Annotated in this window: 14 protein-coding genes; 8 read left to right on the top strand and 6 right to left on the bottom strand. The window is 42.9% G+C overall.

The annotated features are described in order from the left end of the window. Nucleotides 1–9: 9 nt before the first annotated feature. A complete protein-coding gene (locus MN199_RS12855) occupies nt 10–1167 on the bottom strand; it encodes an efflux RND transporter periplasmic adaptor subunit (RefSeq protein WP_335739691.1) in 1158 nt (385 codons plus the stop codon). Between the two features lie 404 nt (nt 1168–1571). Here MN199_RS12855 and hdhA point away from each other — a divergent pair, with 404 nt between their 5' ends. Then, nucleotides 1572–2312 carry a 7-alpha-hydroxysteroid dehydrogenase gene (gene hdhA / locus MN199_RS12850; protein ID WP_335739690.1) on the top strand — a complete coding sequence of 247 codons (741 nt, stop codon included), beginning with the start codon at nt 1572–1574 and terminating at the stop codon, nt 2310–2312. A gap of 26 nt (nt 2313–2338) precedes the next feature. Here the strand turns inward: hdhA and MN199_RS12845 are convergent, their stop codons facing one another. After that, nucleotides 2339–3325 (bottom strand): LLM class flavin-dependent oxidoreductase, encoded by a 987-nt coding sequence (locus MN199_RS12845; RefSeq protein ID WP_335739689.1) that lies wholly within the window; start codon nt 3323–3325, stop codon nt 2339–2341. A 730-nt stretch (nt 3326–4055) separates the two neighbouring features. Here MN199_RS12845 and MN199_RS12840 point away from each other — a divergent pair. From MN199_RS12840 to MN199_RS12820, 5 genes are all read left to right on the top strand, one after another. Beyond that, nucleotides 4056–6332, top strand: a complete 2277-nt coding sequence (locus MN199_RS12840) for a tellurite resistance TerB family protein (RefSeq protein WP_335739688.1) — start codon at nt 4056–4058, stop codon at nt 6330–6332. Continuing rightward, nucleotides 6333–7643 carry an ATP-binding protein gene (locus MN199_RS12835; RefSeq protein WP_335739687.1) on the top strand — a complete coding sequence of 437 codons (1311 nt, stop codon included), beginning with the start codon at nt 6333–6335 and terminating at the stop codon, nt 7641–7643. It begins immediately after the preceding gene. Next, nucleotides 7640–9832 (top strand): DEAD/DEAH box helicase, encoded by a 2193-nt coding sequence (locus MN199_RS12830; RefSeq protein ID WP_335739686.1) that lies wholly within the window; start codon nt 7640–7642, stop codon nt 9830–9832. Before MN199_RS12835 ends, MN199_RS12830 begins: the two co-directional genes overlap by 4 nt. 361 nt (nt 9833–10193) lie before the next feature. Then, the gene (locus tag MN199_RS12825) at nt 10194–10475 is read left to right on the top strand and encodes a gamma-glutamylcyclotransferase (protein ID WP_335739685.1); all 282 of its coding nucleotides are present in this window, start codon (nt 10194–10196) and stop codon (nt 10473–10475) included. Between the two features lie 99 nt (nt 10476–10574). Beyond that, nucleotides 10575–11309, top strand: coding sequence for a DUF2971 domain-containing protein (locus MN199_RS12820; RefSeq protein WP_335739684.1), 735 nt, complete (start codon nt 10575–10577; stop codon nt 11307–11309). 257 nt (nt 11310–11566) lie between these two features. Here the strand turns inward: MN199_RS12820 and MN199_RS12815 are convergent, their stop codons facing one another. From MN199_RS12815 to MN199_RS12800, 4 genes are all read right to left on the bottom strand, one after another. Then, entirely contained in the window at nt 11567–13066 is a 1500-nt protein-coding gene (locus MN199_RS12815; protein WP_335739683.1) for a hypothetical protein, read from the bottom strand. Nucleotides 13067–13211: 145 nt separating this feature from the next. After that, nucleotides 13212–14015: an ImmA/IrrE family metallo-endopeptidase gene (locus MN199_RS12810; RefSeq protein ID WP_335739682.1), complete on the bottom strand. Its 804-nt coding sequence runs from the start codon at nt 14013–14015 to the stop codon at nt 13212–13214. Beyond that, nucleotides 13990–14427: a hypothetical protein gene (locus MN199_RS12805; RefSeq protein WP_335739681.1), complete on the bottom strand. Its 438-nt coding sequence runs from the start codon at nt 14425–14427 to the stop codon at nt 13990–13992. The genes MN199_RS12810 and MN199_RS12805 overlap by 26 nt, the downstream gene beginning before the upstream one ends. After that, nucleotides 14424–15011 carry an RNA polymerase sigma factor gene (locus MN199_RS12800; RefSeq protein ID WP_335739680.1) on the bottom strand — a complete coding sequence of 196 codons (588 nt, stop codon included), beginning with the start codon at nt 15009–15011 and terminating at the stop codon, nt 14424–14426. Before MN199_RS12800 ends, MN199_RS12805 begins: the two co-directional genes overlap by 4 nt. A 143-nt stretch (nt 15012–15154) precedes the next feature. On the opposite strand from MN199_RS12800, the gene MN199_RS12795 reads away from it, so the two are divergent. Together MN199_RS12795 and MN199_RS12790 are read left to right on the top strand one after the other, a co-directional pair. Beyond that, nucleotides 15155–15505: a YegP family protein gene (locus MN199_RS12795; protein WP_335739679.1), complete on the top strand. Its 351-nt coding sequence runs from the start codon at nt 15155–15157 to the stop codon at nt 15503–15505. A 32-nt stretch (nt 15506–15537) separates the two neighbouring features. Further along, entirely contained in the window at nt 15538–16299 is a 762-nt protein-coding gene (locus MN199_RS12790) for a hypothetical protein (RefSeq protein ID WP_335739678.1), read from the top strand. Nucleotides 16300–16324 lie beyond the last annotated feature (25 nt).

Genomic DNA, 16324 nt, shown 5'->3' with positions numbered 1-16324 from the left:
GTCTGTTCCTTATTGCGCTGACGCTGCGGAGTCGCTTATTACTTCTACCGCGCGACCTGGCCGTAACCGATCTAGCCCTTCTAACACCACTTGCTCACCACCGGTTAAGCCGCCGGTTACCGCAATCACGCCATTATCTGCCGCGCCCAGCTGTATTTGGCGAATTTGCGCTTTGTTTTGCTCAATAATATAAACATAGGTACCGGCCGAGCCATATTGCACTGCATCTTGCGGTACAGAAATAACACCTTGCAACTGGGCAATATTCAGCCTGACGTTAACAAACTGGTTTGGAAACAGCTCTTCCTGCTGATTAGCAAACTCGGCTTTTAAGCGCAAGGTACCAGTGGCAATATCAATTTGGTTATCCAGTGTTGTTAGCACACCACGGCTTAATAACTGCTGCTCATCTCTGTCCCACGCCTCTACCGTTAGGTTATTGCCCGCGCGCACGGCATCGCGCACCGCAAGCAGTTGCCGCTCTGGAATAGAAAACACCACGTTAATTGGCGCGCTTTGGGTAATGGTAACTATACCTTCGCTGTCATTGGCTTGTACTAGGTTACCTGCGTCAACCCGGCGCAGGCCCAAACGGCCACTAATTGGCGCATGAATACGGGTATAAGACAGCTGTAATTTAGCCGCGTCAATTTGCGCTTGGTTACTTTTTAACGCGCCAGTAAGCTGGGCGACTAAAGCTTGCTGCTGGTTAAACTGTTGGGCAGATATAGAGTTTTGTTTACGCAAGGTGCTGTACAGCGCTAAATCTTGTTCAGCGTTTTTAAGCTGGGCTAAGTTTTGATCTTGCTGGCCTTGGGCTTGGGCTAATTGTATTTGATAATCGGCAGCGTCTATTTGCGCCAGCAACTGGCCTTGCTCAACCTTATCGCCTTCTTTAAAAGTTAGTTGCTGCAACGGCCCAGATACTCGGCTGCGCACTACCACAGTATTAATTGGCGTAACCGTACCTATGGTTTTAACTTGTACGCGTAAATCAGCAAGCTCAGCCTTTACTACCCGCACCGGCACCGGCATGGCCCAAGGGCTCATTGGGCCTCTGGGCCGTTTTGCTGCTGTTGTCGGCTCTGCCGCCGGCCAAAACCAATACGCTGCTGCCACTACAATAACCAAGCCAGTAACCAGTAAAGGTTTTTTTAACGCTGCCATTTGTACTTCCTGTCGCATAAACTAAATTTGTGAACACTATAATGCCATGCTAACCCAGCCTCAACGCAGTAACTGTCAAGATAAGGTAAAGATTGTCGCAGTATCGGCAAAGAGGGGAAATATAGCGGTGAATGGTAAAGCTTAATACACAAATATGCGGCTACGAGATCACAACTCTATACAATTTATAACTAAGAAAATTGCTAAGATAACTCAAAATAAACTTGGCCTATGCATCAGAATTTTAACGAAATGCTTTGCTGCTCGTTTTAGCTATTAGGTAAATATACCACTATCATTCATTACTATATTCAGCCAGTAAGCTTGCTCAGTGGTAGGCTAAACTAGAACTCTCACCCCTTCAGGAGGGAAAAACATGTACAACTCGACAGACTTTACACTACATGGACAGGTTGCCAGTAGTTACTGGCGCAGGTGCGGGTATTGGTCGCGCCATTGCTGAAACGTTTGCTGCAGCGGGCGCCGCGGTAATGGTTAGTGATCTTAAACAAGAAACAGCTAATGCTGTTGCAGAGCAGATTATCGCTAACGGCGGTAAAGCCGCCGCCATTGCTTGCGATATTACGAAAGAAGATGACTTATCTCGTTTAATTAATGAAACAGTTAGCCAACTAGGTAAGCTTACTATTCTGGTTAGCAATGCAGGTGGCGGCGGGCCTAAGCCATTTGATATGCCAATGGCTGACTTTAAGCGTGCATTTGATTTAAATGTGTTTTCTTTGTTTCGCTTAGCGCAACTTGCCGCACCAGAAATGGAAAAAGCAGGCGGTGGCTCAATCTTGGCCATTACCTCTATGGCAGGTGAAAATAAAAATGAACATATGGCGTCGTACGCCGCATCTAAGGCGGCAACAAATCACCTTATTCGCAATATTGCGTTTGATCTTGGCCCGAAAAATATTCGCGTTAATGGCATTGCCCCAGGCGCAACCCGCACCACCGCGTTGCAATCTGTACTTACGCCAGAAATTGAACAAAATATGCTGAAGAAAACTCCGATTCACCGACTCGGCGAACCGCAAGATATGGCCAACCCGGCATTATTTCTCTGCTCGCCTGCCGCCAGCTGGATCAGTGGTCAAATTCTTACCGTATCAGGTGGTGGTGTGCAAGAACTTGAGTAATTTATGCTTTAGGCAAACAGCTAATTTTAGCTGCTGATTAATTCTGCCGCTATCTGATAGCTGGTTTGCCGCGCTATAGGGTTGTGCATCATACTAGTTAACATCAATTCGTCCGGATTATGCTGGGCAATAAAATCGGCAATACCTTGTTTCACTAACGCTGCATCACCTACCACAGAGCATGCAAGCGCAGTATTTACATAGGCTTTTTCATGCGGCTGCCAAATGCTGTCCATGTTAGCCACAGGCGCCGGCAGTAAACCTGGAACACCGCGAGTGAGGTTAACAAACTGCTGCTGTACCGAACTAAACAAGCGTTTGGCTTCAGCCGTGGTGTCAGCGGCAAACACGTTCATTGCCAGCATAAGGTAGGGTTTATCTAACTGCGCTGATGGTTTAAATTGCTGACGATATAACGCGGCGGCTTGTGTCAGCATACCGGGTGCAAAATGCGAGGCGAAGGCATAGGGTAAACCAAGTTGAGCGGCCAATTGAGCGCCATACAAGCTGGAGCCCAGTATCCACAACGGCACATTTAACCCTTGCCCCGGCACGGCCTGCACTAGCTGATTCGGCTTAACCGGCGCAAAATACTGCTGCAACTCAGCGATATCAGCAGGAAACTGCGCTTCGGTTTCAGCCCGATTGCGGCGTAGCGCTCTAGCAGTAGCCTGATCACTGCCCGGTGCGCGGCCTAAACCTAAGTCAATACGGTTAGGATATAAGGTTGCTAACGTCCCGAACTGCTCGGCAATCACCAGTGGCGAATGGTTGGGCAGCATAATGCCGCCAGCACCTAAGCGAATGCGCGAAGTGGCAGCCGCTAAATGACTGATAAGTAATGAGGTAGCCGCACTAGCAATACCCGGCATATTATGATGCTCGGCCAACCAATAACGATGATAACCAAGTGACTCGGCAAGCTGAGCTAAGGCTTTGCTACTAGCAAAGCTATCAGCAACCGTGCTACCAGCCGACACTGGCGCTAAATCTAAAATGGATAAAGGGATCATTAGGGCTCCGCTATGCTTTAAATACACCAATTACATATCAACTGGCATACAACTATGAAGTAGTGGGGCTTAACCACAGCGGTTTCAAGGCTTAGATAATTAGCAATAAAAAAAGCCCTTAATATAAGGGCTTAGAGAGCATTCTTTACAAAAAGAATCTCAGGTGAAAACTATACTTTTGATCAGAACGGGACTATTACACTTCCCGATATGTAAAGACAATTATCTAATAAAATCAGTACGTTTACCAAGAATTACTTCCCGCCAAGCTCAAAATGTAAAGACGCGCCAAAAACCTCAAAACGACTTTACATTTACCTGTAAAAGGCGCAAGAATGCTTGCTGACTTGATATTATCAAAGTGCATTGAATGACATTTTTCAGTCATTTTAAGCTACAACATAACCAAGCGCCCTTAACTTTGCGTTGGCCGGCAGCTACACCAAATATGAAAAAAGGGTAGTTCATTCTCCCAGAATATCACGCTGGCAAAGCATATTTTGATAAGGAAACATGTCAGTTTTTTTAGAAGCTACAGCACATTTCTTGCTTGATACCTTAACTCTAAAACCAATTTTTCTTTAACATTTCGATCCATAATACAGTTTATTTTTGCCAGTTCAGATGAAATCTGATAGAAGAATGAAAGCAGTTTAAGTTGTTTTTTTAGGGAATTCAGGCTCTGAATTGAGCTTAAGTAAATACTCCCGACCATCATAAGGATAAGAAAATGGAATTCGTGATAGGGGCTGTTGTCATTTATTTTTTATATAAACTCGTATCCGGAAAACCTAACCCCAAACCGACTAGACGCGCCACCACCAGCAAACCATCCAAAACTTATACTCAAAGCAGCTACTCAAATAGCAACCGTCCTTCGACTATTCCGACGGACAACAATGATCAGGATGATAATTTTGCAACATTCACAGTCTATACGAGCTATGGCAGAGATGCGGAGAAATCGTCCAATACGCAAAAAGGTCGATGGGTTGAAGAAGGTGAACAATTAACAGTTAACGGTAGGCAAATATCCAAGGGACTGTTTTATTTTGGAGGTGTTTTGAACTCCCTCTCAGGGTATGGGATCGAGCCTTCGTTAGTTGATGAAAGACGTCCTGCAGTTGCCATGTCCGCGTCCATCGGATCTGAATTGTATACTGATGAGTCACTTGGGTACTGGCCAAGTTATGCGACTTTATCTAAAGGTTGTAGAGGCGCCTACCTTGATTTTTTAGCGTCCGATCGCTCTGACTCAACGACACCTATCGGCTATGTATTCATATACTTTTATGGATTTGAGAGACGGATTATTGAAAACCAAGCAAACAAGTTGGTTTCAGACCAAGAGTTTCTTACCATTTTTGACGAGGTGTTGCGCCTTAATAACGTGTTCAGCGCAAACCGTTCTTTTAGGGGATATTCGGCTAACTTCCTCGAACTACTGGCGTTACTCAGACCAGCAGTGCTTGAGCATAGAACGCAAGAGATACCGGAAACGAATAACAGTTTGTCATTCAAAGTTAAACTTGCAACCACTATAGCAAATGGCCAACCTGTTAGCGCAGACTTGGCACTGGACTGGTTAAAAAATACGTTCGAATACTCTCTGAAGACACCCGCCCGCAGGTGCGAAGACGAGTTCAGAAGGCTATTTAAGATAAGGTTTACTGAAAAATTTGGTAACGGCATATCGGTGAAACCAAATAAAACTAAGCTCACGTTGTCTTACCACGCCGCAAGCAATGGCATCCATAATGTTGATTTAAATTTAGAAGATTTACCAGATCCCAGCGTTCTTAAAGCGCCTATAAACAAACTTATTCCTATCGCTGAACAGTGTACAGATGAGTTGAATAGTTACAGCCGATATTTAGGCAAAGCAGATACCTCCAAGCACGATATAGCAGCATTAATGTTGTTGCCCAAAGAGTTGGCAAACGAATCTGACTCACCTGTTATCGAATCATTTAAGCGTTGGGCTGAACAAGTTATCTCTAATGAAAAAGGACTGACAACAGTTAAACAGTTTTGGTCTCACACAGGGATGCCGCTACCAAAAAACCTTAACAAAAAAGAGATTGACCTGCTTACTAATCTCGCGGCGAAGGCGGATATAGGTATTGCACCAGACCAACGCTTTCACCTAACCAAATTCAAAGTTGATGGAAATATCGTCTTGTTTTCGCCAGGTCATGGAGAGTTTTTTGAGTCTAGCCCTGCGTTCCATCAGGTAATGCTCGCATTAAGACTTGGCGCAATGGTGGCAAATATTGACGAGGTCGTTGCTCATGACGAAGAAATCACACTGCGTAGACTCATCGAACATGATGACAAGTTGTCACCAACTGAAAAGAACTCCTTATCTGCATATTTGACATGGCGGTTAAATAGTCCGGCGAACACCGTGGGGCTGGGGGCAAGAATAGAGTTGCTAAACACCAACCAAGTTGAGTTTTTGAAGAAGTTTATAATTTCAATTGCCCTTGCTGACGGTAAAATAGAGTCATCCGAAATAAAACAAATTGAGAAGCTCTACACCTCTTTAGGTTTAGATAAATCGCTCGTCACAAGCGACATTCATCAACTGACTACTACCAGAAAAGCCAATCAGTCACCGGTAGCAGATGCAGAAAAAAGTAACGACGTATTTCAACTGGATGAAGACATTCTTGCGATGCACGAGAGTGACACCAGTGACGCGAAATCAATGTTAGAAAATATTTTTGCAGTGGATGATGAGCCTGAATCAGAGCAAATAATTGCTTCATCCCCTCAGCAAGATAGCCTTGATAAGTCTCATAAAGCGTTGTTTGATGCATTGATAACTAAAACGATATGGCCGCGTAAAGAAGTGCACGAGCTCTGCAGCAAATTTAATTTAATGGTTGATGGTGCAATCGAAACTATCAACAATTGGGCGTACGAAAAAGTTGATGCACCGGTGTTAGATGACGATGGTGAAATCTATGTTGATCTCGAAATTGTTGAAGAGTTAAAGGGGTAAATGATGATTGCTAAGAAAATCCGAGCAAAAGAAAAAGACGCAATTATCCAGTCACTGAAATCAGGTGTGACACCCAAAGTTGGGATCCAACATATTCAGGTGGGCCGGGTGAATGAACTCAGAGCCATGATCCAAGATATTGAACGGATATCCGATGGTGGTTCTGCCTTCAGGCTTATCATTGGGGAGTACGGATCGGGTAAAACGTTTTTCTTGAGTGTTGTCAGGGCTATTGCGCTGGAAAGAAAGCTGGTTACCGTAAACGCAGACCTATCACCAGACAGGCGGATCCATGCCTCTGCTGGCCAGGCAAGAAACCTCTATTCAGAGCTAATGCGCAACATGTCTACTCGTAATAAGCCCGACGGTAATGCTCTAACAAGTGTGGTTGAGAAGTTTATTACTGAAGCTCGCATGGAAGCTGATAGCACTGGAAAGAGTATCAATGCCGTCATTCATGAAAAGCTATCCTCTCTGTCAGAGCTTGTTGGCGGATATGATTTTGCCAAGGTTGTCGAGGCATATTGGAATGGCCATGAGGCTGATGATGAGGCACTCAAAGCAAACGCTATCAAATGGTTACGTGCGGAATACTCAACTAAAACCGATGCTCGTAACGACCTCGGTGTAAGAACCATCATCTCTGATGCGTCATTTTATGACTCGCTCAAGTTGATGAGTTTGTTTGTTCGGCAAGCAGGCTATCAGGGACTATTAGTAAACCTTGATGAGATGGTGAATCTATACAAACTGAACAACACCACTGCCCGAACGTCAAACTACGAACAGATTTTGCGCATTCTTAATGACTGTCTTCAGGGTACAGCAGAGCATCTGGGCTTCTTGCTTGGCGGAACACCTGAGTTCCTTCTCGACCCCAGAAAAGGCCTTTATAGCTATGAAGCGCTTCAATCCAGGCTGGCCGGCAACACCTTTGCTAAGCAAGCCGGTGTCATTGATTACTCCTCCCCTGCATTACATCTAGCAAGTTTGACCCCGGAAGAGCTCTACATCTTGCTTAAGAACTTACGCCATGTACATGCTGAAGGCGATGAAAGTAAGTATCTTGTCCCTGATGAATCGCTAAAGGCGTTTTTGAAACACTGTAGCCAAACTATCGGTGATGCCTACTTTAGAACGCCCAGAAACACCATTAAGGCATTCCTAGATATGCTGGCGGTTATCGATCAGAATCCGAATATTGCTTGGAATAATCTGGTTGCTTCTGTGGCTATTGAAGAAGAAAAACCTTCCGATGTAGAGCTTGATATCGAAGACACCGAGGATGATCTGGCCGACTTTAAGCTATGAGGGACGAGCACGAGAAGCTGGACATCAGAGTTCGGCGTTGGATTTTTCAGCAAGGTTGGTCTGAGCTCAGAGAGATCCAAAGTCTTGCTATAGAGCCAATTTTATCTGCCAAAACGGATGTTCTAATCAGTGCATCAACTGCTGCAGGGAAGACCGAGGCGTTTTTTCTCCCGGCAATAAGTGCTATTGCAGAACAACAGAAAGGGGTTGGTATTCTCTATATCAGCCCCCTAAAAGCCTTAATCAATGACCAAGACAGGCGCCTAGAAAGCCTATCAGACTTACTTGATATGCCGGTTACGCCCTGGCATGGGGATAGCCCTCAGGGCAAGAAAAATAAGCTGAAAACCTCTCCTGCCGGCATTGTCTTAATCACGCCGGAGTCACTTGAGTCACTACTCATTCGTGATGCCGGTTGGGTCAAATCAGCTTTTTCTCTTCTGAGATACGTTGTTATTGACGAATTTCATGCCTTTTTAGGATCAGAACGTGGACACCATCTGCTCTCATTGCTCCATAGGCTTGAACACCTTCTCGGACGATTAAAGTCACCCATTCCAAGGGTGGCGTTAAGTGCTACACTTGGTGAAATAGAGAAAGTCCCTTTGGCTTTGCGCCCTAATCAATCATTACCATGCAAAATCATCAGGGATACAAATGCTGTATCGACACTTAAAGTCCAGGTCAAAGGCTACGTTAATCCTGCTCAGGTAGACATCGAAGAACCCATCGATGCTGAATATAAAATTTGCCAGGATCTCTTTAAATTTTGCCGCGGTGGCAACCACCTTGTCTTTGCCAACAGTCGCAATAGAACGGAAATTATCGCGGCAACGTTAAGCGACATGTGTGATCAACAACATGTACCTAATGAGTTTTTCCCTCACCATGGCTCGCTGTCCAAAGAACTGAGAGAAGGCCTCGAAAAACGGCTTCAACAAGAACATTATCCTACAACAGCGGTATGCACCATGACCCTGGAGCTCGGTATTGATATTGGGAAAGTTAATTCAGTTGTCCAGGTTACGGCCCCTCACTCCGTTTCAAGTCTCCGCCAGAGAATGGGGCGCTCAGGACGCAGGGGCGGCGCCTCTATTCTCAGAATGTTGATTGCTGAAGATGAACTGACTAAAGATTCAAACCCGATTGATAAGCTGCGTTTGGAGTTAATCCAGTCCCTTGCCATGATAAGACTGCTTATCAGTAGTAAGTGGTATGAGCCGGCCGATACATCGCTTTATCACTTTTCGACACTACTGCATCAAATCCTCGCAGTTATTGCACAGTGGGGAGGTATTAGAGCAGATCAGTTGTACAACCTGCTCTGCAAAGAAGGGCCATTCCAAAATATTTCTGCAGCCGACTACAAGGCTATTCTTCTGCATATGGGTAGCTCTGAATTAATTACTCAGCTTGGTAGTGGAGAGTTGGTTTTAGGTGTTTTAGGCGAACGAATCACCGGGCATTACTCATTCTATGCCGTGTTCAAAACCCCTGAAGAATTCAGGATTGTCAGTGGTACCAAAACGCTTGGTACGTTGCCTATCGACTCATTGGTACTCGTTGGACAACACATTATTTTTGGCGGAAAAAGGTGGATAGTCAAAGATATCGACAGCGACAAAAAGACGATTTATGTTGAACGGGCAAAGGGAGGAAAGCCCCCAAAGTTCGGCGGTAGCGGTATGTCAGTGCATGACGTGGTGCGCCAGGAAATGTTCAAAATATTAAGTGATGGCGACTACCGGATCGCTGTTGCTGACCAGAAAATTGACTTTGCTGATGCCAACGCGAGAGAGCTGTTTAGAGAGAGCGTGGCTTTCTTTAACGAGGCAGAGCTGCGACAGAATTCATTACTTCAACACGGCAATGACGTATACATATTCACATGGCATGGTGACAAGGTTGTCAATACGATAGCTGCACTACTCATTATGAATGGGTATGAAGCAGGAGTATACGCGGGTGTTATAGAGGTCAGCAAAACGTCCTTAACCGATGTTGCGGCTTCATTGCGCTCTCTATCGTTGAGAGCATACCCAACCGCGGCAGAGCTCGCTGACAGTGTACTGGAGAAAAGAGTAGATAAATTTGACGAGTTCTTGCCTGAAGAAGTTATCTCGCTGGGATATGGAGCAAAGGTATTTGATATGAATGATGCACATTGCTGGTTGAAAAAGTTCTCATAAATTGGATTAGTCATAATTCCATCTGACACTTTTTATGATCGAGCTTGATCAATTCTGACAGTCAACCCTGTGCCAAAAGCGGACATTTTGCGTTGTGGAAAATGCCTGCTCATCACTCCCTTTATGAGCCCAAACCACTGGTTAAAATTCCATATATCCAGCTTGAGTAAATTTAAGAACAACTAGCGTACTGCCTGTATAAATTTTGTCTGACGCAAATTTACTGATTTTAGAAAAATCTGTTGAAATAGGGGTACATGAACGTTAGTTTGGTATGAGTTGAATTCAGGAAAGAAGGCGTAAAAATTCCGACTTGCGGACGTTTTGCCTTCTATTAGAAAGTTAACTGTAGGGAGGTAGTGTGAAATATTTTGCCTATGGGTCAAACATGTCTCTTCCTATGTTGAGGGACAAAGAGGTCATAGTGAGTGACGTACAAGGCAATTCCTTTGAGGCCGTCACTTACTATGCAACTAACACTGCCCCATCCTTATTGCCTTACTCTTGGTATCTATTCCACGTAATCTACGGAGCAAAAGAAACAGGGGTTCCTTCTGATTATCTTGAAGCACTTGAAGCTACCAAAAGCCAGGAAGACCCTGATAAAGAAAGGGATGCAAGAGAGCGTGCCATATACAGTTAACAAGCGCAGGCGTCGGGACAAAATTTCCGCTGCGCTTCAATTTTTCCCGTGCTGTTGGCATTATAAGCCGATGGAAGTTATGGATAAATTTTAATAGCTATGAATTTTTTTAAGTATTATAGTGCAAATCCTAAAGCAAGCTCTGAAGAGATATTTGCCCCACTTAGATACCATTCTTTGAGGTATGTTTCAGCAGACCAATTTAATGATCCGTATGACAGCAAGTGTTTTTTTGAAACACTTGATGGTAATAGGGATGATTCGTTATCGGATACTATTAACCGGCACCTTAGAATTGCCTGTATGAGTCGAAATCCACACTCTCCGATAATGTGGGCTCATTATGCTACTCATCACGCAGGTTACGTTCTTGGTTACAATTTGGAAAACCTACCAAATAAAGCAGTTGAATATGAAGATATAGAACCATTTTGTTATTCAACAAGTAAAATTAGAGAGGCCATTCTGAAAAAATACCCAGACGTATCATCATCGGAATTGGGTGATGTTATGAAAGAGTATTTACTATCGGATGACTCATATATGCAATACTTAATGGATGCAATTTTTACAAAACACTTAGATTGGAAGTATGAGGAAGAACATCGATTTATTGACTTTAACCAAGAGGGAATGTCTGATAAATATATTGATATAGACATTGGAACAACAAACGTTGAATCAATTCTACTTGGATATAAGTTTGATCATGAAAAGTTAGATTATGAACTTAAGTCAATCATTAAAGATGTTTTTGGCGGCTCTATAGATGTTTATAAGGCTGAGCCTAGCCTTGAAAAGTACGCTATGAAGTTTAAGCCGTATAAACTTTGATAGTCGGCTTATAACAAATAATTGTAGTCGCCAGCAAGCGGGCTGGGACCTCCACTGCTACGCAGTTCCGCCCCCTAAATTAAGCGTTAGATGTCTGCAATTCGCTCATAACTTACTGTCGGGTTGGATTGGAACCTTTCGGCTAAACTGTCAGATCAGATATGAGCCACTACACATAAATACAACTCATTCGCTAATTGAGCTCTACTAGTATTTGCATTGTTATTAAGTACGTTTTAATACCATTAATATTTTCCTTATTCATACAAATACGAATTCTGCCAAGGAATATATTTATAGAGTACATCCTCATCAAAACTGAATGAAAATGTTGCTTCTTCTAAATTTGAAACTTTAATTACTTGCTTAACAATTACGTCCCCCAGCTTATCCCGATATGCAATCATTAGCTTATTTTTGTCATCTTTGTTAATAAAAAAACGAACTAAATTATCTGTATCAAATGAACTTAATTGTTGATTGTCTGCAAACTCAATCTTCGCACGCTTGCTAATTCTAGCGTTCACACCGACTATATTTTCCCCTTTATCTGACATTTCAAAAAAAGATACCAGCCTACTTATCCAATTCAAATTATTAGGTTCTTGAGCCACAAGCCAATTGATAAGTTGAGGGTTTTTATAAATATGATTCATATCAGCTCTAAGAAGTTGATGAATATATGAATCCTCTGAACGAAAGTGAATTCTTTTATTGTGATACTCTGATAATTCAATTTCCATATTTGATTTGACTGCTTGTAGGAAAATTTTATTTGCTAGCAAATTTCTTTTTTTTATCTGAATTTCATCTATTTCTGTCCACCCAAGCCCACTTTCACTTTTAGTCCAAGCTATTGTAGACCACAGGGTTAAATAGTCAGGAAGCCATCCTCTATTAATATTTCTTGAATCGTACAACCTTTGCAAAAACGAATTAAGAACTGGTGATAGAGGGTCTTCATTGGCTACATATTTTGCGAACTTTATTAAATCAATCGAAGGAGTCTGGCTGAGCTTATCTTGTGCAAAGTTTAAGGCGAAAGGTTGTCTTGTGTTTGCTATTATATCAAAAGCCTCTTCTTCTAAACTTGGGATGCGCTGATCTAAAATATGCTTTGCAACACCAACAAGAGAGGTATCATTGTTAAAGGTCGATAGCAGCATTCTTTGCTTTTCAGCTTGGTCTATAAAGCTCAATTTTGCTGTGAATATCTCCTGCAAATCAATTCCCCTATAGTCTCCAGGGAATGTACTCAGTGAAAATGCAAGGGCAGACCTTCCCATCTTGAGAAGATTAAGAATATCTTGGTAATCTTTGAGTGAAGTTTCTGGAGTATTAGCAATCCTAATTAAGTCTGCTTGCTCATTTTTTGTCAGTTTAAATGGATAACTGCGTTCATCCACTCTAGCTTTTAGGTATCGGATAGTTAACGCATCAATAAGATACCTATCGCGAATAGACTTTAGTTCTTTAGTTGCTAAAGAGCCATTTTCTTCAGACAACCATAAGTTAACTCTATTATTCACGAACTGTTTGACCGTCGTTTGCATATCCGAATAGCCAGCAACTGTTAACACTGCAATTAGGAGAGTAATCAGCCCCCCCAATGGCACCAAAATTTTGAAAGTTTTATCAATAGCTCTCTCACTTATACGGCTATTTTCAACTTCAAGTTTTTGTTTTAGCTGCTCAAACTTTAGTTCATACTCCTGTTTGAGGGCCTCTTTTATTAACAAGTTTTCCTTTTCGTCCATCAAAACCTAACCCCCTTCAGAGTATCTCTTTGCGTGCATTTCGGCATACGTTTGTACATTATCCATAAGAGCTTCTAATTTTGACATTCACTATGCCTACTCAATGTACATTTGAGCCGATAACTAAATACTTTTATGCAAAAGCTTACAGCTCGCCTTTCCGTTCCATATGACCCCATATGGGCTCATCATCTTGCCACCAAACCAGGGTTAAAAATTCGTCTTCAAAGTAGTGAAATGCATGTTCGTGTACCACAGTATCGCTGGCTAAATCGTCTCTACACCAAATATTACCGTCAACAATTGTTGGCCCGAGATCCCTGTTTTGGCTCAATAAAGTATGTATTGCCGACCCTACCGGAGCAGTTCGCGGAGGAAAAAAGTCGCCTGGCAAGCTTGGAGAGGCATTAAAATAATTTCTGTTTCCGTTACGATTATAAGATGCAAAAAAGCCCATATAGGTGTCCATCGTTATCAATCTTCTGAGTGTTACGATAAAACTTCCACAAAACTGACTTTTGATATCTCGAACAGTATCAGAGGTGAATGGCCGCCCCTGGATGAGTGTTTTCATCATGAAGCTCGGCATTATCAACTCTGAGGCAAAGCTGTTTGCGACCTTTTCATTGTGCTTAATCCTCTGTCCGCAGCTTTCATCCATATCAGACTTTGAACAGAGATTACCGATTTTGCCTCGGTCTTTAAACCAATGCCCAAGTTCATGGCCTATAGAAAAGTTTTGTCTTTCCTGTGGTGATCGCTCATTAACAGTAATAATAGCCTTACTATCAACGCCTATTATCCGGGCCTCACAACCGCTTAACGGCTTTCGCTTTACGATCGCGTCTTTGTAAAAAGCTATCGCCTCAAGGTCAATTTCACCTGGCTCTGTAATACCTAATTCATAGTAGAGCTTGAATACTTCATTTTGAACTGCCGGACTCGTCATCCTTTACGACCCCCAAATTAATCAGATCTTCCAATATGCTCTCTGCTTCGTCGTCACTGATCTCCTTACCATCTCGAAATGCCATAGTGATCTCTGCTGGCATCCGACCACTATAAACAAGCTCAGCGAGTACCGATCTGATGTCTTTTCCTGCAACTTTTAAACTATCGATAACAGCATTCGCCGAAGACTTTGCGTGGCCTATTTTCTGAGATCCAGCTTTGGCATTTCTTAAACGGGTTTTACGATACTCAAGCGATGGGGCATCCACAAGCTGGCGAAACTCGCTAACTTTTTCATCCACATTGATCCCCATAATCTGCAATTCTGACTCAATCTCATCGTCACTTAACATCAGAATATCGTCGATAATGAAGTCACTGAGGTTTTCATGTGCGCTTTTCCTGCTCATATCTCTGCTCCTTCAACCTTCATTTTAGCTATCCCTCTCATTAACCTTTTCCGCGTGGTATCGTATTTGCCTTGGCTACCACCAAAAGTGTCCTTCACTATGTCCTTTGCTTTAAGTCCCTTCGTTATCGAACGAAGAAGACTCAAGACTTCAGCATCATGTTCAAAAAACAAAAAGATTGCCTTCACTTTCTCGCTAACAGCGGCAACCTCTTGCTCTTCCAGCAATTCGTCTTCAGGTGATGCCGAAAAAACTAAGACGTTTGGCATATCTCCGTCTATCTCATCGGAAACAACTTCTAATTGCCAAGATCTATTAGACGCCGAGTTTACGAGATCGTTTGCAATGCTCTTTATTACATTAGCGATCCCGACGACCAGCGAAACATCCTCCGGAATTCTGCGATCACTCCCAATTATCCTCGTAAGCGCCTCTTGCATTAAATCTTTGGGTTCCAACTGCAAGCGGTAGACATTACGAAGACTGTAGCAAACTCCAACGAGCCGCCTTATGTCTCCATCAGTTAATACCTGGTAGCCCTGTAGAAACTGATCAACAGATAAATACGAATATTCCTTACTCACTACTCATTCCTTAATGACGCAAAAAATTTATTTTCAGGACAATGTCCAGAAAATAAATAACCTCAGTCTTTAGTTAATAAGCACTGATAAAAAAGCTCAGTGCTTATCAATTGATAGTAATCAACTTATATGAGGACACCACAATGTCAAAACGTTTTGAAGTTTTTTTGGGGACGAACAGCCAATATTATTTCCGCCTGAAAGCAGCCAATCATGAAATTATCCTGGCAAGCGAAGGGTATACAACCAAAGCTAACTGCCTTAATGGCGTGCAATCTGTTAAAACGCATGCGCCGTATGATGTCTATTACAGCAAAAAAGTAGCGCGTAATGACCAATACTTTTTCACTTTAAGTGCCAGCAATGGACAGGTAATTGGTGTCAGTGAAATGTATACCACCGAAGCAGCCAGGAACAACGGGATTGCTGCTGTGAAACGTGATGCACCGGACGCGCCGGTTGTCGATTTAACAACTCACAGAGCGTTTAGCTAAGGCTTTATGCCTTAGCTTACTTTGGGGGTTGTATGTTAGAAGTTTTCTCAAATTCCGTGCTGCAAAGTTTTCTATTTTCTCCGCTTATGGGAGTTGTCTTTGGTGCTCTATTCGCCGGCCTGTCAGCGAGACCATCAGCCGCTGCAACGATCACGGTTGTAGAGACTCGCAGAGTTTTTATTGAACGCACCAGGGTCAATAGAAGGAGCCAAAGCGATGGAGGCGAGGTTTTTGGTGTCGCCATTTTAATGGCTTTTGTTGTCTGGAAGTACCTGCAGTTCGCTCCAGAGGTTCTTGCTTATATTCAAATGGCTCTGATTTCGATGACTGCTTTCGGCTTAACGTGTTTCTTTATGTCAGCAATCAAAGGCCATTTTACAAGTAGTGACTGGTTTGTTCGAGTCGCCGTACCAACAGCAATTCTTGTTTTGTGCTTAATGGTTTTGGCTATCGCTAAACAAAAAATAACCCCTGATTTAGTTGCGTTAGCACAGAATAACCACATCACTAAATTCTTTACCTCGTTAACACAATATGGGAGTTACTTAGTCATCTGTCATGTACTAGGCGTGTGTTTGTTGGTCCTTGTGGCGATTATCAACACTCTCAATTTACTGCATTACCTCTCGTTAATGAATCAGCGTAATTACCGCTCCACATCTAACGTGTGGTTTTTTCTAACTCGCATAACGTTTAGGTTTTCCGGTAAAGGGGCTTATATCGTCACTGCATTATTTTTTACTTTATCGTTTTTGCTGGTAAGCGGAAAAATTGCTCTGTGGGTTACTCAGTAACCCCCCTTTAATAGTAGTGAGGCGT

This window comes from Rheinheimera metallidurans (assembly GCF_036983985.1).
GTDB lineage: Bacteria > Pseudomonadota > Gammaproteobacteria > Enterobacterales > Alteromonadaceae > Alishewanella > Alishewanella metallidurans.
Note: the sequence above shows the minus strand (reverse complement) of the source record. Positions and strands in the feature narration are given on the sequence as shown.